Source organism: Microbacterium sp. LWH3-1.2 (assembly GCF_040675855.1).
Taxonomy (GTDB): Bacteria; Actinomycetota; Actinomycetes; order Actinomycetales; family Microbacteriaceae; genus Microbacterium.
This window is the reverse complement of sequence record NZ_JBEGIK010000001.1, coordinates 3,621,500-3,643,004: the sequence shown is the minus strand read 5'-3', so window position 1 is coordinate 3,643,004 and position 21,505 is coordinate 3,621,500. Positions and strand designations below refer to the sequence as shown.

The 21,505-nt window shown below is 71.2% G+C and carries 16 protein-coding genes, 1 other RNA gene and 1 riboswitch; of the genes, 9 read left to right on the top strand and 8 right to left on the bottom strand.

Translation table 11 applies throughout. The annotated features are described in order from the left end of the window. Positions 1-7 precede the first annotated feature (7 nt). The 4 genes from MRBLWH3_RS16990 to MRBLWH3_RS16975 all read right to left on the bottom strand — a co-directional run bounded on the left by MRBLWH3_RS16990 (position 8) and on the right by MRBLWH3_RS16975 (position 5,324). The gene (locus MRBLWH3_RS16990; protein WP_414685385.1) at positions 8-1,033 is read right to left on the bottom strand and encodes an AAA family ATPase; all 1,026 of its coding nucleotides are present in this window, start codon (positions 1,031-1,033) and stop codon (positions 8-10) included. Positions 1,034-1,180: 147 nt separating this feature from the next. Beyond that, positions 1,181-1,714: a hypothetical protein gene (locus MRBLWH3_RS16985; protein ID WP_363434446.1), complete on the bottom strand. Its 534-nt coding sequence runs from the start codon at positions 1,712-1,714 to the stop codon at positions 1,181-1,183. Positions 1,715-1,717: 3 nt separating this feature from the next. After that, entirely contained in the window at positions 1,718-3,805 is a 2,088-nt protein-coding gene (locus tag MRBLWH3_RS16980; RefSeq protein WP_363434444.1) for a primary-amine oxidase, read from the bottom strand. A 43-nt stretch (positions 3,806-3,848) separates the two neighbouring features. After that, on the bottom strand, positions 3,849-5,324 hold the full coding sequence (locus MRBLWH3_RS16975) for an APC family permease (RefSeq protein ID WP_363434441.1): 1,476 nt from the start codon (positions 5,322-5,324) through the stop codon (positions 3,849-3,851). A gap of 210 nt (positions 5,325-5,534) precedes the next feature. On the opposite strand from MRBLWH3_RS16975, the gene MRBLWH3_RS16970 reads away from it, so the two are divergent. The 3 genes from MRBLWH3_RS16970 to ffs all read left to right on the top strand — a co-directional run bounded on the left by MRBLWH3_RS16970 (position 5,535) and on the right by ffs (position 7,854). Next, complete coding sequence (locus tag MRBLWH3_RS16970) at positions 5,535-7,034, top strand: APC family permease (protein WP_363434438.1); 1,500 nt, start codon at positions 5,535-5,537, stop codon at positions 7,032-7,034. Continuing rightward, complete coding sequence (locus MRBLWH3_RS16965; RefSeq protein ID WP_363434435.1) at positions 7,027-7,725, top strand: helix-turn-helix domain-containing protein; 699 nt, start codon at positions 7,027-7,029, stop codon at positions 7,723-7,725. Before MRBLWH3_RS16970 ends, MRBLWH3_RS16965 begins: the two co-directional genes overlap by 8 nt. Before the next feature lie 32 nt (positions 7,726-7,757). Continuing rightward, positions 7,758-7,854: signal recognition particle sRNA small type (ffs, locus tag MRBLWH3_RS16960), an RNA gene on the top strand. Here the strand turns inward: ffs and MRBLWH3_RS16955 are convergent. Next, positions 7,849-8,520: an NUDIX domain-containing protein gene (locus tag MRBLWH3_RS16955; protein ID WP_363434432.1), complete on the bottom strand. Its 672-nt coding sequence runs from the start codon at positions 8,518-8,520 to the stop codon at positions 7,849-7,851. The genes ffs and MRBLWH3_RS16955 overlap by 6 nt on opposite strands. Before the next feature lie 110 nt (positions 8,521-8,630). Between MRBLWH3_RS16955 and pta the strand changes: the two genes are divergently transcribed. The 4 genes from pta to MRBLWH3_RS16935 all read left to right on the top strand — a co-directional run bounded on the left by pta (position 8,631) and on the right by MRBLWH3_RS16935 (position 15,385). Next, entirely contained in the window at positions 8,631-10,778 is a 2,148-nt protein-coding gene (gene pta / locus MRBLWH3_RS16950) for a phosphate acetyltransferase (RefSeq protein WP_363434429.1), read from the top strand. Between the two features lie 31 nt (positions 10,779-10,809). Further along, entirely contained in the window at positions 10,810-12,036 is a 1,227-nt protein-coding gene (locus tag MRBLWH3_RS16945) for an acetate/propionate family kinase (RefSeq protein WP_363434426.1), read from the top strand. 95 nt (positions 12,037-12,131) lie between these two features. Then, positions 12,132-12,863 carry an HAD family hydrolase gene (locus MRBLWH3_RS16940; protein ID WP_363434423.1) on the top strand — a complete coding sequence of 244 codons (732 nt, stop codon included), beginning with the start codon at positions 12,132-12,134 and terminating at the stop codon, positions 12,861-12,863. Next, positions 12,860-15,385 (top strand): glycoside hydrolase family 65 protein, encoded by a 2,526-nt coding sequence (locus MRBLWH3_RS16935; protein WP_363434420.1) that lies wholly within the window; start codon positions 12,860-12,862, stop codon positions 15,383-15,385. The genes MRBLWH3_RS16940 and MRBLWH3_RS16935 overlap by 4 nt, the downstream gene beginning before the upstream one ends. A 97-nt stretch (positions 15,386-15,482) precedes the next feature. Here the strand turns inward: MRBLWH3_RS16935 and thiD are convergent, their stop codons facing one another. The 3 genes from thiD to thiM form a co-directional block, all read right to left on the bottom strand. Further along, positions 15,483-16,931: a bifunctional hydroxymethylpyrimidine kinase/phosphomethylpyrimidine kinase gene (gene thiD / locus MRBLWH3_RS16930; protein WP_363434417.1), complete on the bottom strand. Its 1,449-nt coding sequence runs from the start codon at positions 16,929-16,931 to the stop codon at positions 15,483-15,485. Continuing rightward, positions 16,928-17,662: a thiamine phosphate synthase gene (gene thiE / locus MRBLWH3_RS16925; protein ID WP_363434414.1), complete on the bottom strand. Its 735-nt coding sequence runs from the start codon at positions 17,660-17,662 to the stop codon at positions 16,928-16,930. Before thiE ends, thiD begins: the two co-directional genes overlap by 4 nt. Then, positions 17,659-18,477 (bottom strand): hydroxyethylthiazole kinase, encoded by an 819-nt coding sequence (gene thiM, locus MRBLWH3_RS16920; RefSeq protein WP_363434411.1) that lies wholly within the window; start codon positions 18,475-18,477, stop codon positions 17,659-17,661. Before thiM ends, thiE begins: the two co-directional genes overlap by 4 nt. Beyond that, positions 18,468-18,562: riboswitch (TPP riboswitch) on the bottom strand. It overlaps the preceding gene by 10 nt. Before the next feature lie 132 nt (positions 18,563-18,694). On the opposite strand from thiM, the gene MRBLWH3_RS16915 reads away from it, so the two are divergent. Together MRBLWH3_RS16915 and recR are read left to right on the top strand one after the other, a co-directional pair. Then, the gene (locus tag MRBLWH3_RS16915; RefSeq protein ID WP_363434408.1) at positions 18,695-20,869 is read left to right on the top strand and encodes a DNA polymerase III subunit gamma and tau; all 2,175 of its coding nucleotides are present in this window, start codon (positions 18,695-18,697) and stop codon (positions 20,867-20,869) included. 3 nt (positions 20,870-20,872) lie between these two features. After that, positions 20,873-21,466, top strand: coding sequence for a recombination mediator RecR (gene recR, locus MRBLWH3_RS16910; protein ID WP_045300115.1), 594 nt, complete (start codon positions 20,873-20,875; stop codon positions 21,464-21,466). The last annotated feature ends 39 nt before the right edge of the window (positions 21,467-21,505 follow it).

Below are 21,505 nucleotides of genomic sequence, written 5' to 3'. Positions count from 1 at the left end.
GATCTGCTCACTGACGTGCGGCGATCGGCACCCGCACACTCGCGGCGATGCGCTCGAGGATCGTCGTGATCGCGTCGGACGCACTCGATGCCCGGGCCCCTCCCGCGGCGCGGGTCGGGATGAGCCGGTGTGCGAACACCGGCGAGAGGAGTGCCGTGATGTCGTCGGGGATCACGAACGCGCGACCGTCGAGCGCGGCCCAGACCTTGGCCGCGCGCACCAGCTGCAGTGTGGCGCGCGGGCTCGCGCCGAGGCGCAAGTCACCGTGCGTGCGGGTCGCCTGGGCAAGAGCCACGGCGTAGTCCTCGATCGCCGCGGCGACGTGCACCGCCCGCGCCCACGCGACGAGCCCACTGACCTCGTCCGCCGAGACGACGGGCGCGAGCTGGTCCAGCGGGTTCACCGTGTCTCGCTGACGCAGCATGAGGGCCTCCGACCGCGGATCGGGATAGCCCATCGAGATGCGCATCATGAATCGGTCCCGCTGCGCCTCGGGAAGGGCATACGTGCCCTCCATCTCGAGCGGGTTCTGCGTCGCGACGACGAGGAACGGCTCGGGCACGAAGTGCGTGCGCCCGTCGACGGTGACCTGGCGCTCCTCCATCGCCTCGAGAAGGGCGGACTGCGTCTTGGGGGAGGAGCGGTTGATCTCGTCCGCGATGACGATGTTCGCGAAGATCGCGCCCGGCTTGAACTCGAACTCGCGCTCGACGGGGTTGAAAACGCTCACGCCGGTGACGTCGCCGGGGAGGAGATCAGGAGTGAACTGGATGCGGCGGACCGTGGCATCCACGGAGGTCGCCAGTGCCCGCGCGAGCATGGTCTTGCCCACGCCGGGAACATCCTCGATGAGGAGGTGCCCCTCGGCGAGGAAGCACACCAGGGCGCTGCGCACCGCGTCCGGCTTGCCGTCGATGACGCTGCCCACCGCGTTCAGGATCGCGTCCGTGACGCGGGCGAAACCCTCGGCGCTCGTGGTGCCGAGCGCACCGGAGCCTTCCGACGCAGCATCCGTCATCGCGGTATCGACCATCGCCGGCTCCTGTTCCGCCCTCGAACGAGCGGGTCGCGGGTGGGTGCGGGCTCCCTCGCCCACGCGACTGATCCTAACCGCGCAGATATCGATTCGGTATCGATGGTGCTGGGAGAACACTGGGATGCCGCGACCCACCGTCCGCGGCTACACCGACACCCCCGCCGCCATGAGCAGCACCGAGATGCCCATGCAGATCAGCTGCGCGCGGTCCAGTCGCCGATGAGCCCGGAGAACGAGGAGCGCCGACAGTGCGGCGTACGCGACAGCACCGCCGAGCAGGAGCACGGCGAGGAGCGACCCGCCGCTGGCACCCCCGTGGGCGTGCGCCGTCGCGGCGGTCGTCGCGGGGGGCGGGGGGACCATGCCGACCTGCAATGCGGCCATCGCGACGAGCCCCAGCCCGGTGTGGACCGTCATCGGGCCTGGCGGGGACGCGGCGCGACCGCCGATCCCCCGGCGCGGGCGCTGCCAGACGGCAAGGGCCATCGCCGAGCCGAGGAGCACCGCCGCCCAGTACACCGGTGCCACCAGTCCGATGAGCGCCGCGTCCAGCATCGCGATCAGCATGAGCGCCGACGCGACGGCGTCGGGCCACCGCGCCCGGCCGCGGTCGGCTGCCACACAGCAGGCGCCGATCGCGGCCGGGGCGATGGCCCAGGCGTGGAGCAGTTCGGTCACGGATCAACCGTGGTGGTGGTGCGCGCCGTGCGCGTGACCGTGCGCGTCGGAGTCATGCCCGTGCGTGCTCGAATCGTGCGCGTGCGCGCCAGCCGTCGGTCCGTAGCCGCCGGTCGCGCCGTGCACGTGCCCGGTGCCTGCCGAGCAGTGCGCGGACTCGGGGGCAGGCACGTTGAGCGTGGGGTTGCGCTCGAAGAAGTTGTACGGCTTCAGCGTGAACTTGGCGTAGTCCATGGGCATGACCGGCCAGTCCTCGTTGCGGGGGAAGTGCGTGAGTCCGAACGTGTGCCACAGCACGACGTCCTCGCCGATCAGCGGCTCGTCGCCGGCGATGAAGGCGGGGATGCCGCCGCCGCCCGGATGCTGGTTCACGAAGTCGCCCGCCGCATAGCGCTCGGCGGGGTCGTACTTGGTGACGAAGAGGTTCTTCGTGGCGAACGCGGCGCGCGAGGCGATCGAGGACTCGTCGTCGGCGAGAAGCACGGGGGTCTCGGTCGGGAACAGCACATACGAGGTCGGCTGGCCCGTCGACGTGGTCTTGTCGGTCGAGGCGATCTGCCACATCCGGTTGCGGGCGCCGTCGGCGAGCCGGCCCGACTCCTTCTCCGACGCGATCGGCGTGACGCTCTTCGTGAAGGCGTTGCCGGCGGGGTTCGCGGGCGAGATCGGCACGCGCACCGCGTCGATCTCGTTGACAACGTTCGCGATGCCGTCGACGGTCATGTCGAGCCGTGCCGAGAACAGGTGCTGGTGGTATGGCGCACCGAGTCCTGGGGCGACTTCCGATGCGAAGGCGTACGGCGATCCGTCCTCGTTCAGACCCGGGTAGGCGGACGTGAAGAGGATGCCCGTGAGCTTCGCCTCGCACTCGATCGTGCCGTCGAGGTAGAGGTACCAGAAGAACCCGTAGTCGTAGTTGCCGACGGTGGTGAAGAACGAGATCACGAGCCGCCGCGACCGGCGCACCTCGGACGCACCGGTGAAGAGGTCGGTGTGCTTCCACAGCGACCCGAAGTCCTCCTCGTGCATGCACACGCCGTTGCGCACGGTGCGAGGCGTCCCGAGTTCATCCGCGAGGATCGCGTCGAGGTAGGTGATGTCGCCGACGCAGTCGCAGCCGAGCTCGAGCTCGTTCGTGTAGCGGCCGAAGAGGTACTCGCCGGTGTCGAAGTAGTTCTGCCAGAACCGGTTCGGCTGCGGGTCGGCGTAGGGCACCACCATCTCGCTGATCGATCCGCGGTACATCACCGGGCGCCCGGCGAACGAGAGCTGACGCAGGATGAGGCCCTCGCGCGTGTCGAAGCCGATGCGGAAGTCCCACTCGCCCCACGTCACGTGCTCGTCGTCGACGCGGAAGCTCGGCCCCTCGGGCTGGGTGATCACGATGGGCGCAAGTCCCTCGAGCGGCGCACCCTGCAGCTCGGGGTCGTCGTAGTTGCCGCTCGTCTGCGGGATGTCGAACCCGGGGTTGTCGACGATCTTGATCACCGTCCGCGCGGCGACGTCGATGTAGGCGGTCAGGCCGTCGACGGGGTGCGCCCACGGGTGATCCGCGGCGTGGAACTGCTGGAACGCGAACGTGCGCAGGATGCGGCGCCCGGCCTCGTCCTCGTACCCGTAGTTGCCGGCCGACAGCGGCACGAGCACGACATCGTCGGGCGCGAGACCGCGAGCGGCGAGGGCGGCGACCCACTCCTCACTCTCGTTCGCGATGACGCCGACCTCCTCGAACTCGGCGTCGAGGATCGGCAGCTGACCGGCGGTGCCGTCGAGCTCGACGCTCGACAGCACCGCGCCGGTGGCGAGCGACACGACCAGGTCCAGCGACAGTGCGGTCTTCATGTCGAGCAGCTGCACGCGCGCCCGGCGCTCCGGCAGGGCGCCGGTGCCGGCCTCCCACGCGAGCACCTCGGGCTTGGGTGCCTCCTCGAGCCCGACGTACGCGAAACGCGTGGCGTCGGTCGTGCTCTCGAGCCCGAGGACGATCGCGCGCACGGCCTGGATCTCGGCGGGCGTGAGCGAGGCGAGCGGATGCTGCGGCGCCGGCGGTGCGGCGAAGCCCGAAGCGGCGGCGACGTCGGTGATGGTCATGGTTCTCCTTTGTTGCGGGTGTTGCGGGATGGATCGGCGGCCGTCAGCCGGCGATCGAGTCGGTGAGCTTCGCGTAGGCGGCGGGGCGCCGGTTCTTGATCCACGCAGCCTGCGCGTAGCCGATGGCCGGGACGACCACCACGAGGCCCAGGAGGAACCAGCTGACGGTGCCGAACACGGGGTTGCCGTCCGCGTCGACGTCGCCGACCATGATCGGGAAGTAGGCGACGATGAGCGCCGCCGACAGCACGAGCCCGATGAATCCGAGGGCGGGCGCGATCACCGTGTTCCAGACGCGGCCGTCCTTCTTCGTCTTGACGAAGTAGACGATCACGGCCACCGACGTCACCGCCATCAGGATCGCGATGGCGAGTGTTGCGACGCCGGCGAACCACGTGAACACCTGCAGGACGGGGTCGAGGCCGAGCACCGCGAACGCCGCGATCAAGACGACGGCGGTGGCCGTCTGCACGAGCGACGACACGTGCGGCGAGAGGTGCTTGGCGTGCACCGCGCCGAGCGTGTCGGGCAGCACGCCGGCGTTCGCCATCGAGTGCTGGTAGCGGGTGACGACGTTGTGGAACGACAGCACGCACGCGAACATCGCGGTGATGAGGAGGATGTTGACCGCGACCTCGCCGAACGGGCCGAGGTAGCGGGCCATCGTCGCGATGATGAATGTGCCGGGATCCTCGGCGATCTTGTCGATGACGCCGCTCGGACCCCACGCCATCACGAGTCCCCACGAAGCGAGCGTGTAGAAGACGCCGATGCCGATGACCGCGGCGTAGGTGGCGCGCGGGATCGTGCGGTTCGGATCCTTCGCCTCGTCGCGGAAGATCGCAGTCGCCTCGAAGCCGATGAAGGCGGCGATCGCGAACATGAGCCCGACACCGGGGGAGCCGCTCGAGATGTTGGCCGGCTCGAACGGCGCGAGGCTGAGCCCCTCGGCACCGCCCGTCGCGACGACCACGACCACCATCGCGAGCACGATCCCGACCTCGGCGACGAGGAGCACGCCGAGCACCTTGCTCGACAGGTCGATGTGGCGGTAGCCGAGCACGCCGACGACGGCGATGGTCGCCAGCGACATGAGCCACCACGGCAGGGCGGGACCCCCGAGGGACTGCAGCGTGACCGACAGGATGTAGCCGATGTAGCCGTACACCGACACCTGGATGGTGGTGTACGTGAGCATCGCGATCCATGCGCTGGCGAGGCCGGTCGATCGGCCGAGGCCGTAGCCGACGTAGGTGAAGAAGGCGCCGGGCCTGGGCACATGGCGGGTCATCGTCGCCAGGCCCACCGAGAACAGCAGCAGGATGACGGCGCTGATCGCGTACAGCGCAGGGAAGCCGATCCCGTTGCCCAGCAGCATGCCCAGCGGCGCGGCGCCGCCGATCACGGTGAGCGGGGATGCGGCGGCGACCACCATGAAGACGATGGCGGTGACTCCGAGCGAGCCGGTGAGCGTCCGCTTGGCGGACGCCTCGACCCCCTTCGATTCGAGCTGGGTCATGGCGGGACCTCCGGACGGATGGGGAAACGGGATGCTGCGAGCCTGGCTCCGGCGGATTGCACGGCCGCTTCACCCCTGTGAAACCTCGCGCACGCCGAGTGAGATCGGCGGGCGGCCGTGTCTCATTCGGGCGATACACGGGCGAAACACGGGGGAAGCGGCGCGGCAACCGCGCGCGCGTATCGTCTGGCTCGCACCACCGGAGGCGACATGACCGCACTCGAGCGCGCGATCGCGCGACCCGACCCCGTCCACGACTTCGGAGCGCGTTCGCCGCTCGACGGACTCGACCGCCGCAGCGTCGGGTTCTTCGACGTGCTCGCGCAGTCCGTGGCGGCGGTCGCGCCCGCCGCCGCGGCGACCACCGTCGTGCTGCTCGTGGCAGGCATCTCGCCGTCGGCGACCGTGCTGTCCATCCTCCTGGCGGCGGTGCTCAGCCTTCTGGTCGCCCGGACGATCTCTCAGTTCGCACGCCGGCTCGCCGCCGCCGGCTCGACCTACACCTACACGGCGCGCGGCCTCGGCTCGGGCGCCGGCCTCGCATCCGGTGCCGCGATCCTCGTCGGTTACGGCGCCATCGCGATGTTCGCGCTCCTCGGCGGCGCGTACTACGTCACGTTCCTGCTCGAGTCCGTGTGGCCTGCGGCGGGTGGCCCCGGCACCCTCGCCGGCGTCCTGGCCGCCGAGTCCGCGTTCGTGGCCGTCGTGCTGGTGCGCGGCATCCGCATCTCGTCGCGCATCGCGCTCCTCGTCGAGGTGCTCTCGGTCGCGCTGATCGCGGTGCTGCTGGTGGTGCTGCTGGTCCGGATCGGTCCGATCGACCCGTGGCGGGTGCTCGGCGTCGGGGACGCCAACCCGGCGGCGCTCGCCGCCGGGTCGGTCATCGCCCTCACCGCGTTCGTCGGGTTCGAGAGCGCCTCGACGCTCGGTGTCGAGGCACGGGCGCCGCTGCGCAACGTCCCGCGCGCGATCGTGTGGACGGTGGTGCTGTCGGGCGGCCTCTACGTGCTGGCGGCAGTGACACAGGTCGCGGGATTCGATGCGCTCGGGGCGCCGCTCGGCGAGAGCGCCTCGCCGATCAACGAGCTCGCGGCGGCGTACGGGCTGGGCGGCTGGGGGGTCGTCGCCGACATCGGCATCGCGGCTTCCTTCATCGCGTGCGCCATCGGGTCGACGACCGCCCTGACACGGGTGCTGTTCACGATGGGCCGTGACGGGGTGCTGCCGGCTCCGGCCGGTCGCGCCCATCCGCGCTTCGGGACGCCGATCGGGGCGGTCGCACTGGCGTTCCCCGTCATCGCGGGAGTGCCGTTCCTGCTCCTCGTCTCAGGGCTCGACATCCGCGACGCGATGCACGTCACGATCGCCGTGGGCGGCGCCGGCTACATCGTCGCGTACACCCTGGTGTGCGTGGCGGCACCGGTCTTCCTCCGCCGCATCGGCGAGCAGACTCTCGGGTCGACCGTCGCGGCGACGGTGTCGGCGGTCGTCCTCACCGGCGCCCTGGTCACATTCTTCGCGGTCGACGCCGCAGCGGGGGGCGTCGCGGTGTGGGTCGCGGCGGGGATCGCCGTGATCTCGGCGATCGCCGTGCTCGGTCGGCTTCGTCGCGGCCCGTCGTCTCTCGCCGGCATCGGCTCGTACGACGAACCTGTCGCGTCGCAGGTGCTGGGCGGCGTCGCCCGCGGGGGGCGAACCGGCGGTGGGTGAGCTGCCGGCGTCGGGTCCGACGCTGACGGCGCGCCAGCCGAAGGCGGTGCACAGCGCGCTGACGGTGCTCGAGGCGGTGGCGCACCTCGGTGCAGGCGCCACCGCGCGCGAGATCTCACTCGAGCTCGGCCTCCCGCGTGCGACCGCCTATCGCCTGCTCAACCTCCTCGTGCAGGACGAGTACCTCGTCCGCACCCCCGACCTCGCGGGGTTCGCCCTGGGGGCGAAGGTGGTGCAGCTGGCCGCCGTGGCGGCGGGACCCGCGCGCCTGACGTCGGCGGCTCGCGGCGTCGTGGCCGAGGCCCGCACGGCCCTGCGCGGCGGCGTGCACGTGGTGCTGTTCGTGGACGGCCGTGTCTCTATGGTCGACGCCGACCCCGACTTCCCCTTCTCGGACGAGGTGCGTCTCGCCCGCGAGCCCGAGCGGTTCGCGCTCGGACGCCTGCTGCGGATCGAGCAGGGGAGAGGGGAGGACGCGGCGCGGCAGGACCTCGCCGATCTCGGCGCGACCCGCCAGCTCGGCGAGCTTGTTCCGGGGTACGGCTGCGTCGCGGTGCCGATCCGCGACGCCACGGGGAGCCTGGCGGGTGCGGTGGGATTCTCCGGTCCCCGCCACCGTGCCGACGACCCGTCTCAGGTGCTGTCGGTGCTGCAGCCTCTGGCCGTGCGCCTGGGGCCGCTGGTGGTGTGACGTCGGGCCGCCGCCGGACGGGTTAGACTTGAGCCAGCTCTCCGCGAGGCGGCATCCAGGCCAACTCCCCCAGGACGGAAACGTAGCAAGGGTAACCAGGCTCTGCCGGGTTCGCGGAGAGTCTTAATCTTTCCGGGCGAAGGGGCCCTCCAGCACCGACCACTGCAGCAGCATGATGGTCTTCGCGTCCTGGATCCGTCCGTCGCGGACCATCGCGAGCGCGTCGTCGATGACGAGCTCCACCAGTTCGATGTGCTCGCCCTCCTCCGCCAGGCCCCCACGCTCGCCGATCCCCGCCGCGCCGTCGTAAGCCGCGGCGAAGAAGTGCAGCCGCTCGGTGACCGAGCCGGGGCTCATGTACACGTCCCACACGTGCTGGAGCTCGCCGATGTCCACGCCGGTCTCCTCGACCGCTTCGCGCCGGATCGCGGTGGACGGGTCGTCCTCGTCGAGGAGTCCGGCGGCGGTCTCGATCAGCATCCCGTCGGGGTGGTCGTTGATGTAGACCGGGTACCGGAACTGGCGCGTGAGCAGCACCGTGCGCCGCGCCCGGTCGTACAGCAGCACCGTCGCGCCGTTGCCGCGGTCGTACGTCTCGCGCTGCTGCGTCTCCCATCCGCCCGACGGCCCTCGGTATTCCAGCGTCGTGCGCCGCAGCACGTGCCACGCCGAGGCGAGCACCTCGACATCGGTCACCCGCACGTCCGGGTTGCGGTCCAGATCGCGTCCCGTCCGGTCGAGGCCGGTGCGGCCGCGGTGATCGGGGACGTCGATTCCAGGGCGGGGTTCGTGCATGCCGTCGAGGGTATCCGCGGCGGCCGCGCATCCGCCCAGGGGACTGCATGCTGCTCTTGATCCGGTGGCACGCCTGGCCGCAGCATCCGTGTCGCCCATAGGCTGGACGCGTGGCGCAGAGCATCTACATCACGTCGGCAGAGGGTCATTCGGGGAAGTCCACGGTCGCGCTCGGTGTGCTCGACGCGCTGAGTCACGCGACCGCGCGGGTGGGCGTGTTCCGGGCGATCGCGCGGTCCACCGTGGAGCGCGACTACGTGCTCGAGATGCTGCTCGACCACGACGGCGTCGACCTGCCGTACGACGACTGCATCGGCGTCACGTACGACGACGTCAGGCACGATCCGGATGCTGCGCTCGCGACGATCGTCGAGCGTTACAAGGCCGTCGAGGCCCAGTGCGACGCCGTCGTCATCGTCGGCAGCGACTACACCGACGTGGGCAGTCCCGCGGAGCTCGCCTACAACGCCCGTATCGCCGCGAACCTCGGCGCCCCCGTGCTGCTCGTGCTCGGAGGCCGCTCGGCGCAGAACCAGACCCAGCCCGAGCAGCTCGGCTCGTCTGTCGCGCGCACCCCCGCCGAGATGGGGCAGATCGCCGACCTCGCGCTCGCCGAGCTCGCCCACGGTCGTGCGAAGCTGTTCGCGGTCGTCGCGAACCGCGCCGACGCGGAGCGCTCCGACGAGACGCTCGAAGCCATCCGCCGCTCGATCCGCGTGCACCTCGACGGCGCCGCTGCGGCCACGCCGGTTCCCGTCTGGGCGATCCCCGAGGACCGGTACCTCGTCGCACCCTCGATCCGCGGCATCATGCGCTCCGTCGACGGGGAGATGCTCGCCGGCGATCCGGGTCGGCTCACGCGCGAAGCGCTGGCGGTCGTGGTCGCGGGCATGTCGATGGTGAACGTGCTGCCGCGCCTGCTCGAGGGTGCGGTCGTCATCATCCCGGCCGACCGCTCCGAGGTGCTGTTGGCGACGCTGCTCGCGAACGCGTCGGGCACGTTCCCCTCGATCTCGGGCATCGTGCTCAATGGCGGCTTCGAGCTGCCCGAGACGGTGACGCGCCTCATCGACGGCCTGGGCTCGAGCGTGCCCATCATCACGACGGAGCTCGGCACCTACGAGACGGCGGTGCGCATCATGGGCACCCGCGGGCGCCTCGCCGCCGACTCGCAGCGCCGCTACGACACGGCTCTCGCCCTCTTCGAGCAGAGCGTCGACACCGACGAGCTGCTCGTCGCGTTCGGCCTCGCCCGCGCGACGGTGGTAACGCCGCTCATGTTCGAGTTCCAGCTCATCGAGCGGGCGCGCGCGCAGCGCAAGCGCATCGTGCTGCCCGAGGGTGACGACGACCGCGTGCTGCGGGCCGCCGCGACGGTGCTCAAGCGCGGCATCGCCGACCTCGTGATCCTCGGCGAGCCCTTCGAGGTGCGGGCGCGGGCGATCGAGCTGGGAATCGACATCCAGTCCGCCGAGGTGCTGTCGCCGCTGGACGCCGTGCACGTGCACAGGTTCGCGGAGGAGTACGCGCGCCTGCGCACCCACAAGGGCGTCACGGTCCGGCAGGCGGCCGACACCGTGACGGATGTCTCGTACTTCGGCACGATGATGGTGCACCTCGGCCTCGCCGACGGCATGGTGTCCGGCGCCGCGCACACGACGGCGCACACGATCCGGCCCGCGTTCGAGATCATCAAGACCAAGCCGGGCGTCTCGGTCGTTTCGAGCGTGTTCCTCATGGCGCTCGCCGACCGGGTGCTGGTCTACGGGGACTGCGCCGTCATCCCGGACCCCACGAGCGAGCAGCTCGCCGACATCGCGATCTCGTCGGCGGCGACCGCGGCGCAGTTCGGCATCGATCCGCGGGTGGCGATGCTGTCGTACTCGACGGGGGAGTCCGGAACGGGTGCCGACGTGGAGAAGGTGAGGGATGCGACCGCCCTCGTCCGCTCGCGGGCCCCGGAGCTGCTCGTGGAAGGGCCGATCCAGTACGACGCGGCGGCCGATGCCGCGGTCGCCGCCGCCAAGATGCCCGGGTCCGCGGTCGCCGGACGCGCGACGGTGTTCGTCTTCCCCGACCTCAACACGGGCAACAACACCTATAAGGCGGTGCAGCGATCCGCGGGCGCCGTCGCGATCGGACCGGTGCTGCAGGGCCTCAACAAGCCCATCAACGACCTCTCTCGCGGCGCCCTCGTCGACGACATCGTCAACACGATCGCCATCACCGCGATCCAGGCGCAGGAGGCCGGTCGCTGAGACGGCGACCGGAACAAGAAGGGAACGCGCGATGACCCCGGTGCTCGTCATCAACAGCGGCTCATCGTCGTTCAAGTACCAGCTCCTCGACATGGACACCGAGCGCACGCTCGCGTCAGGCCTCGTCGAACGCATCGGCGACCCGATCGGCGTCGCCCGCCACACCGTGTACCCGACTCCGACGGACGGGCCCTCGCCGGCGTTCCTCGACGCCACGCGCACGCGGGAGCTCCCCATCCCCGACCACACTGCGGGCTTCGCCGTGATGCTCGAGGCATTCGCGTCCGACGGCCCGTCGCTCGACGAGACGCCGCCCGTCGCCGTCGGGCACCGGGTCGTGCACGGCGGCGCGCGCTTCTTCGAGCCCACCCTGATCACGCCGCTCGTCGAGATCAACATCGACGAGCTGTCAGTGCTCGCTCCCCTGCACAACCCGGCGAATCTCGCCGGGATCGTCGCCGCCCGCAGGGCGTTCCCCGACGTGCCGCACGTGGCCGTGTTCGACACCGCGTTCCATCAGACGCTGGGGCCCGCGGCCTACACCTACGCGATCGACGTCGAAGTCGCAGCATCCCATCGCATCCGCCGGTACGGCTTCCACGGCACGTCGCACAAGTTCGTGAGCGAGGCCGCGGCCGCCTTCCTCGGGCGCCCGCTCGCCGAGCTCAGGCAGATCGTGTTCCACCTCGGCAACGGGGCCTCGGTCACCGCGATCGACGGTGGCCGCTCGATCGACACCTCGATGGGGTTCACCCCTCTCGAGGGGCTCGTGATGGGCACGCGCTCGGGCGACATCGACCCGGCGGTCCTGTTCCAGCTCGAGCGGCGCGCCGGCATGTCGGTCGACGACCTGGACGACCTGCTCAACAAGCGCAGCGGACTGCTGGGGCTCGCGGGCTCCAACGATCTGCGCGACATCCGTGCCGCCATCGAACGCGGCGAGGAGAAGGCGATCCTGGCGTTCGAGGTGTACGTGCATCGGCTGCGCGCCTACGCCGGCGCCTACCTCGCGCAGCTCGGCGGCGCGGACGTCATCTCGTTCACGGCCGGGGTGGGCGAGAACGCACCCCTCGTGCGTGCCGGAGCGCTCGAGACGCTCGGCTTCGCAGGCGTCGAGCTCGATCCGGTGCGCAACGAAAGCCCCGAACGGGGCATCCGGGTCATCTCGACGGATGCCTCGAAGGTGACCGTGCTCGTCGTGCCGACCGACGAGGAGCTCGAGATCGCGCGTCAAACCCTGAGTGTCGCCCGCGCGTAAGCGTCACGGGGTGTCGACCGGACACTCGCGCCCATTACGCTTGCTGGACGGCGCGCTGCAGTGCCGAAGCATCCGTACCCGCATCCGGAGGTTCTGTGGCTGACGACGCCCTGCCCGATCTGACCGCCTACGAGGCCGTGCTGTTCGATCTGGACGGCGTCCTGACGCCCACCGCCGAAGTGCACATGCACGCATGGCAGACGATGTTCGAGGAGCTCTTCGCGGCATGGGACATCACCCCGCCGTACACCGAGCGCGACTACTTCGATCACCTCGACGGGAAGAAGCGCTACGACGGCGTGGCGAGCCTGCTGCGCTCCCGCGACGTGGAGGTGCCATGGGGCCACCCGTCCGACCCGGTGACGGCCGACACGGTGTGCGGGATCGGGAACCGCAAGAACGCCGTCTTCGAGCGTGTGCTGCGCGCCGACGGCATCGCCGCGTATCCGGGTTCCCTGCGTCTGCTCGACATGCTGGCCGCCGCCGGCACGCCCGTCGCGGTGGTGTCGAGCTCCAAGAACGCGGAGGAGGTGCTCGCGGCAGCCGGCATCCGTGATCGCTTCGCCGTCGTGATGGACGGCGTGATCGCCGAACGCGACCACCTCGCTTCGAAGCCCGCACCGGACGTGTTCGTCGAGGCGGCGCGGATGCTGGGGGTCGAGCCGTCGCGCAGCGTCGCGGTGGAGGACGCCATCAGCGGCGTGCAGTCCGCGGCCGCCGGCGGCTTCGCACTGGTGGTGGGCGTCGACCGCGGCGCCGGCGAGGACGACCTCGTCGCTGCGGGCGCCGACGTCGTGGTGAAGGATCTGGAGGAGTTCGCACGATGATCGATCGCGACCGGTTCCCCGTCGACCCGTGGCGCCTCGTCGAGACGTCGTTCCAGCTCGACGACACCGGCGTCACCGAGACGCTGTTCGCCGTGGGAAACGGCTACCTGGGCCTGCGCGGCAACCAGCCCGAGGGACGCCACGCACACGAGCACGGCACGTTCATCAACGGGTTCCATGAGACGTTCCCGATCCGTCACGCCGAGCAGGCCTACGGTTTCGCCGAGGTCGGCCAGACGATCATCAACGCCCCCGACGCCAAGGTCATGCGGGTCTACGTCGACGACGAGCCGCTGTCGCTCGACGTCGCCGACGTCCGCGAATACGAGCGGACGCTCGACATGCGCGACGGCGTGCAGCGCCGGCACATCCTGTGGGTCACACCGTCGGGCAAGGAGGTGCGGATCGACTACGAGCGGCTGGTGTCGTTCGAGGAGAAGCACCTCGCCGTCATGACGGTGGATGTCACCGTGCTCAACGCCGACGCGCCCGTCACCGTGAGCTGCCAGATCCTCAACCGCCAGGACGGCGAAGACGTCTACGGCGGCACGCCCACGGCTCCGCGCATGGCCGGCTTCGACCCGCGCAAGACGGAGAAGCTGCACGAGCGCGTGCTGCAGCCGCAGGAGTACTGGCAGGACAAGCTGCGCGCCGCCCTGTCGTACCGCGTCACCGACTCGGGCATGACGATCGCCGTCGTCGCCGACCACCTGGTCGAGACGGCGAACGAGTACACCTCGCGCACGCTGATCGAGCCCGACATCGCGAAGAACGTGTTCCGGGTGAACGCGAAGGCCGGCGTGCCGACCCGCGTCACGAAGCTCGTGAGCTATCACACGTCGCGCGGCGTACCCGCGCGGGAGCTCGTCGACCGCTGCCGCCGAACGCTCGACCGTGCGCTCGGCGAGAGCGTGGACGCGATCCGCGCGCAGCAGCGCGCGTGGCTCGACGCGTTCTGGGAGCGCTCGGACGTGCGCATCGGCGGCCACGACGACCTCCAGCAGGCGACGCGCTGGTGCCTGTTCCAGCTCGCGCAGGCGTCGGCGCGCGCCGATGGCCAGGGCGTGCCCGCGAAGGGCATGACCGGCTCGGGGTACTCCGGACACTACTTCTGGGACACCGAGATCTACGTGCTCCCGTTCCTCGCGTACACGACGCCGCTGTGGGCGCGCAATGCGCTGCGCATGCGGTACCTGATGCTGCCCGCCGCCCGGCGCCGGGCCTTCCAGCTCAACGAGGCCGGCGCGCTCTTCCCGTGGCGGACGATCAACGGCGAAGAGGCATCCGCGTACTACGCCGCCGGCACCGCGCAGTATCACATCAACGCCGACGTCAGCTACGCCCTCGCGAAGTATGTGCGTGCGACGGGCGATGACGAGTTCCTCTTCCGCGAGGGCGTCGACATCGCCGTCGAGACGGCGCGCCTGTGGGCGACGCTGGGCTTCTGGCGCTCGAGCGACGGCGTGGTCGACGGCGAGGGCGACACGTTCCACATCCACGGCGTCACGGGGCCCGACGAGTACACCACCGTCGTCAACGACAACCTCTTCACGAACGTCATGGCGCGGTTCAACCTCCGCTTCGCCGCCCGCACGATCCGGGAGATGGCCGAGGCCGACGGCGAGGTCTACCGCCAGATGGTCGACCGCCTCGCCCTGGAGCCGGGCGAGCCCGAGGCGTGGGAGCGGTCCGCCGAGGCCATGCACATCCCGTTCAGCCCGAGCCTGGGCATCCATCCGCAGGATCACGTGTTCCTCGAGCGCGAGATCTGGGACCTCGAGAACACTCCGCCCGACAAGCGACCCCTTCTGCTGCATTTCCACCCGCTGGTGATCTACCGGTACCAGGTTCTCAAGCAGGCTGACGTCGTGCTCGCGCTGTTCCTGCAGGGCAACCACTTCTCCGACGAGGACAAGCTCGCCGACTTCGAGTACTACGACCCGCTGACCACGGGCGACTCGACGCTGTCGGCGGTCGTGCAGTCGATCCTCGCCGCCGAGGTCGGCTACCAGGACCTCGCGCTCGAGTACTTCCGGCAGTCGATCTTCGTCGACCTCGGTGACCTGCACCACAACGCCGCCGACGGTGTGCATGTGGCGTCGGCCGGTGGCGTGTGGACCGCGCTGGTCTCCGGTTTCGGCGGCATGCGCGACCACTTCGGCGAGCTGTCATTCGACCCGCGGCTTCCCGCCTCGTGGCCATCCCTCGAGTTCGTGCTGCACTGGCACGGCACGCGCCTGGTCGTCACGGTCACCCGTGGCGAACTTCGCGTGCGGGCCACGGAGGGCGACCCCGTCGGCTTCAGCGTGCGGGGCGTGGGCTACGTGGTCGGTGCGGGCGAAGAGGTGGTGGCACCGCTCGCCGGGCAGGGGCCGGTCATCCCGGGCCGGCCGTCGCTGCGCGAGCTCGGCGACGCGCGCCGCGAGGACGGCTCACTGCTGTCGGCGTCGGTGCCCACCGTCACCTCGACGATCCCGATCATCGTGGGAGCCGCCGACGTCGAGCACGGCGCCGACGTCTAGCCGCTTCGCCAGGACAGGCGATCCGGCGGACGCAGGACGATACGAGCGGGAATCGTCCTGTGGCCGCCGGATCTCCTGATCTCGCCGGCGCCGCGCGTCACCCGTCGACGAGGGCGGGGCGCGCCGGGGCCTCGAAGAACTCGAGCTCGTGCGCCATCGACCGGGCGAACGCGGCGTTCATGCGGGCCCTCTCGCGGGGCCCGGCCTCGCGCGCCGCCGCGTCGGCGATCTCGATGGCACGTGCGGTCGCCTCCGCGAACGCGGGATCGCCGTACAGCGCGAGCCAATCGTCGTACGGATGCCCGTCGTGCCTGCGCGCGGCGAGCCGTGTGCCGAGGTCGGTATACAGCCAGAAGCACGGCAGCAGTGCGGCGACCAACTCGCCGTACGACGCCCCCGACGCGTGCAGATGGTTCGTGTAGGCGAGCATCTGCGGTTCGGGAACGGATGCTGCGGACTCGACGTGGGTCTCGTGGAGCCGGCGCTCCTCGACGATGGCGGACTCGGCCGAGCGCGCCCAGAAGACCTGCTCCTGCGCTGTCGGGGCAAGCGTGCTCGCCCGCGCCAGCACGCGGGAGTACTCGCCCAGGTAGAGGGCATCCTGCGCCAGATAGCGCAGGAACACCTCTCGCGGCAGCGAGCCGTCGCCGAGGCCGCCCACGAACCGGCCGGCGTCGACCTGCGCTCGGACGTCGGCCGAGGCATCCCATGCCCGCTGCGACCAGGAGCCGGCCGCACCCTGCGCGCGGCGCAGCTCGTGGAAGTGGTCGACCGGGCCGTTGCCGGTGCCGACGTGCAGCGCGTCCGCGTGAACGAGGGCGCCCGTCAGCCACTCCTTGGCGCGCTTCAGCGCGTCGGGCCACGACGCACCCGCCGCCCGCAGCGTCGCCATCGCCGACGACAGCGAACAGCCGGTGCCGTGGGTGTGGCGTGTGTCGACGCGTCGGCCGGCGAGCTCGTGCACCCCGTCGGGACCCACGATGGCGTCGGGGCAGGCGGCCCCTGCGAGGTGCCCGCCCTTCAGCAGCACGGTGGTGCCGCTGGCCTGGACGAGAGCGCGGGCGTCGTCGACCGCGTGCTCCCATGTCGTCGCCGCGGGGCGCCCGGTGAGCACCGCCAGCTCGGCGAGGTTCGGGGTGACGAGATCGGCCTCCGCGCACAGCGCGCGCAGTTCGTCCTCGGCGGCCGGATCCAGCAGCCGGTCGCCGCTGGTGGCGACCATGACCGGATCGAGCACGACCACCGGAGGGCGCACCCGCGCCAGCCACTCCCGGACCGTGCCGATGATCTCGGCGGACTGCAGCATCCCGATCTTGACGGCGTCGATCCGGACATCGTCCGACACGGCGTCCAGTTGCGCTCCGAGGAACGCGACGGGCGGCACGTGGACGTCGCGGACGCCGCGCGTGTTCTGCGCGACGAGAGCGGTGACGACGGCCATGCCATAGCCGCCGAGCGCCCCGATCGACTTGAGGTCGGCCTGCACGCCTGCGCCGCCAGTCGGATCGGTGCCGGCGATGCTGAGCACCCGGGGGATCGCTGTCACCGCGCCGCCTCCAGCCTCGCGTCCGGGGTGCGTCCCCTGGACGAGCCCGAGGGGTCGGTCGGCGCGTCGGCCAGCGGGTCGTGGCACGCGTCTCGAAGTGCCCGCGTCATCGCGCCGGGGTCGTCGGCGGCGCAGATCGCCGACACCACCGCGATGCCGGCCGCCCCGGCCCAGCGCAGCGCCGGCACATCGTCCACCGTCACGCCCCCGATCGCGATGCACGGCAGAGGGGCGGTCGCGGCGAGCGCGGCGAATCCGTCTATCCCCAGCACCGGAGGGTGATCCGGCTTGGTGGAGGTCGGGCGGATCACGCCCACGCCGAGATAGTCGATCGTCCGCGGGGGGAGTGCGGATGCCGCGGCAAGATGCGCCACGGTGTTCGCCGTCCACCCGATCACGGCATGCGTGCCGAGCAGTCGCCGCGCGGTCTCCGGCGGCAGATCGCTCTGACCGAGGTGCACGCCGTCGATGCGCGCCCCGGCATCGCGGGCAGCGAGGGCGACGTCGACGCGGTCGTCGATGACCAGCAGGCTGCGCCCGTCGACGACCCCCGACAGCACGACGGCCTGCCGCAGCAGCTCGCGGGCGGTGACGGACTTCGCCCGCAGCTGCACGACGTCCGCGCCCGCACCCGCGGCGGCATCGACGATGTCGCAGAGCCGGTCGAAGGGCACCCGCTCGTCGGTGACCAGGTGCAGGTCCCCGCGGCGCATCGCAACGACGCCGCTCATCGGAGGGCGAGGGTGTCGGCGACGCGCGCGTCGAGCTCGGCCGAGTCGGCCGCGAGGGCGTCCAGCGCGTCGAGGAAGGCCACGGCGAACGACCCCGGCCCCTCCGCACGAGCGGCCGCGCGTTCCGACGCGACCGCATAGAGGACGGATGCCGCCACCGCCGCCTCGAACGGCGCGCACACGCCGACGAGCGCGGCCATCACCGCGCCCAGTGAGCAGCCGCCGCCGGTGACGCGGGTGAGGAGCGCGTCCCCGCCGTGGATACGGACGACATGCTCGCCGTCGGTGACGAGATCGACCGGACCCGACACGGCGACCACGCCGCCGGTGCGCAGCGCGAGCGATCGTGCGGCGCCGGCAGCAGCATCCGTTCCATCCGTCGCGTCGACTCCGCGACCGCCGCCGCCCTCGCCGGCGAGGGCGAGGATCTCCGAGGCGTTGCCGCGGACGATGGCGGGACGGTGCTCGAGCAGTTCGGCGACGACGGCCGTGCGCACAGGGAGAACGCCGACGGCGACGGGATCGAGCACCCAGCTCGAGGTGGCGCGGACCGCCTCGCGAGCGGCATCGCGCTGCTCGGCGGTGGGCGTGCCGAGGTTCACCAGCACTCCGTCGGCGATCCCCGCGAAGAGCCCGGCCTCGCCCGGGATGTCGCACATCGCGGGCGAGGCGCCCACCGCGAGCAGGGCGTTCGCCGTGTAGTTCGTCACCACCGCGTTCGTGATGCACTGCACCAGGGGTGACGCCTCCCGCAGCGCCGTCAGCGCGGTGGCGGGGGAGAAGGGGGACAGGTGTGCTTCGGTGCGCGCGTTCATCGCGACATCCCTTCGCTCGCATGATCGAGATCAGGTTCGACGGGTGTGCTCTCAGCCCGCCGTGCGGGCACCCCGTGTCACTGCGGAGCAATCTAGCAGGCGATCTCGACGGGGCATCGCCGTGTGTCGACGTCGCCCGCGGGCGCGGTGGAGCCGAAGCCGCGATGCGATGCGATGCGCCCGCCGAAGTGTCGGCCCCACGCCGTAGGCTGGGGGAGTGACCACTGCCCTGTACCGCCGCTACCGGCCCGAGTCGTTCGGCGAGATGATCGGGCAGTCGCAGGTCACCGAGCCGCTCATGACGGCATTGCGCGGCGATCGCGTCGGTCATGCGTACCTGTTCTCGGGTCCCCGAGGGTGCGGAAAGACCACGTCGGCGCGTATTCTCGCGCGCTGCCTCAACTGCGCGCAGGGTCCGACCGACACACCGTGCGGCACGTGCGACAGCTGTGTCGAGCTCGGTCGCGGTGGCGGCGGCTCGCTCGACGTCGTCGAGATCGACGCCGCGAGTCACAACGGCGTCGACGACGCCCGCGATCTGCGCGAGCGCGCGGTGTTCGCGCCTGCCCGCGACCGCTTCAAGATCTTCATCCTCGACGAGGCGCACATGGTCACGCCGCAGGGCTTCAACGCCCTGCTGAAGCTCGTGGAAGAGCCGCCCGACCACGTGAAGTTCATCTTCGCCACGACCGAGCCCGAGAAGGTCATCGGCACCATCCGCTCGCGCACGCACCACTACCCGTTCCGCCTCGTGCCACCGGCGGCGATGCTCGAGTACGTCGAGCAGCTGTGCGGGCAGGAGGGTGTCGACGTCGAGCAGGGCGTACTGCCCCTGGTCGTGCGCGCCGGCGGCGGCTCTCCGCGAGACACGCTGTCGCTGCTCGACCAGCTCATCGCCGGTTCGGAAGACGCGAAGGTCACCTACGCCCGCGCCGTCGCGCTCCTCGGCTACACGCACGCCGAGCTGCTCGACGAGGTGATCGACGCCTTCGCCGCGTCCGACGCGTCGGCCGCCTTCGCCGCGGTCGACCGCGTGGTGCAGACCGGACAAGACCCCCGCCGCTTCGTCGACGACCTGCTCGAGCGCCTGCGCGACCTCATCGTCGTGTCGGCGACCGGCCAGGGCGCCTCTGCCGTGCTGCGCGGCGTCTCCGCGGACGACCTCGCGCGCATGCGGCGTCAGGCCGACGCGTTCGGCCCGGCACGGCTGTCGCACATCGCCGACCTCGTCATCGCGACCCTCGACGACATGACCGGCGCCACCTCGCCGCGGCTGCAACTCGAGCTGATGGTCGCGCGGGTGCTCGCACGCGGCGCAGGCGCCGCGCCCGCTGCGGCGCCGGTCGTCCCCCCTGCGTCGGTCGCTGTGCCGGCCGCTCCGGTCGCGCCGTCTGCCGCGGCTCCGACCGCCGCGGCTCCGACCGCCGCGGCTCCGACCGCGCCGACCGCCGAGCCGGCGCCCATGGCTGCACCTCCCGTACCCGCCGGACCGGTCACCCTCGACCGCCTGCAGCAGTCCTGGCCGCAGGTGCTCGCGCAACTCGAGAACGTGAGTCGCTCGTCCTGGATGCTCGCGTCGGGCGCCCGCACCGTGGCGCTCGACGACGACGTGCTCACGCTGGCGTTCTCGAGCCAGAGCGACGTGGCGAAGTTCAAGCAGCTCGCTGCCGGCAAGGGGCCCAGCGAAGACCTGCGCCAGGCGATCCTGGCCGTGCTCGGCATCCGCGTGAAGTACATCGCCCGTCACGACCCCGCCGGCGGATCCGGGCCCGCCCCGATGGCGCCGGCGGCATCCGACCCCGGCCGCGAGGCTCCGCGCCAGGCGGCAGAGGCACCGACGACGCGCTCCACCGATGACGTGCCGAGCGGGTCGCGGAACGCGCAGGCCGCGCCACCGCGTGCGTCAGCATCGGCCGCGCCACGGGCGGCGGCTCCTGCCGCCGTGCCCCGGGCGACGGCTTCGGCGCCGGCATCCGTCGCGCCCGTGACGGACTGGGCTGTCGCGGCCATCCCCTCCGACGACGACGCCCCGCCGCCTGACCCGGGCCCCGCTGCCTTCCCCGCTGAGATGCCCGCGCAGTTCGCGGTCGACGACGAGCCCGAAGATGCCGAGGCCGCGACTGCACGGGTCGCGACGCTCGCGCCGCCGCGCGAGGGCCAGGTCCTGCCGCGCACGGAGATCGCTCCGCCGTCCGAGCGCGACGATGACGATGACGACACGGACGCTGTCTCTGATCTTCCGGTGCCTCCGACGGTCGCGCCGCCGCTGACGCCGGTGGTGACGACGCGCAACGGTGGCGTGCAGCGCTACGGCGAGGCGGTGGTGCGCCAGGTGCTCGGCGCCACGTTCGTCCGCGAGGAGCCCTACGAGCCGCCCACGAGGTTCAGCTAGCCCATGTACGACGGCATCGTCCAAGACCTCATCGACGAATTCGGCCGCCTTCCCGGGATCGGGCCGAAATCGGCCCAGCGCATCGCGTTCCACATCCTGCAGACGCCGAACTTCGACGTGTCGCACCTCGCCGAGCTGCTCAGCGAGGTGCGCGAGCGGGTGCGCTTCTGCGAGGTGTGCGGCAACGTCTCCGAGCAGGAACGCTGCTCCATCTGCCGCGATCCCCGTCGCAACCAGACTCTGATCTGCGTCGTGGAGGACGCGAAGGATGTGGCGGCGATCGAGCGCACTCGCGAGTTCCGCGGGCTGTACCACGTGCTCGGCGGCGCGATCAGCCCGATCGCCGGCATCGGCCCCGACGACCTGCGGATCACACAGCTCATGCAGCGACTCGCTGACGGCACCGTGCAGGAGGTCATCCTCGCCACCAACCCGAACCTCGAAGGCGAGGCGACGGCGACCTACCTGAGCCGCCTGCTCCACACCCTCGAGATCACGGTCACCCGCCTCGCCTCCGGCCTCCCTGTCGGCGGCGACCTGGAGTACGCCGACGAGGTCACGCTCGGCCGCGCCTTCGAGGGCCGCCGCTCCGTCTGAGCCGCTCGCCGCAGGCTCGGTGCGACGATCCGCCCAGGA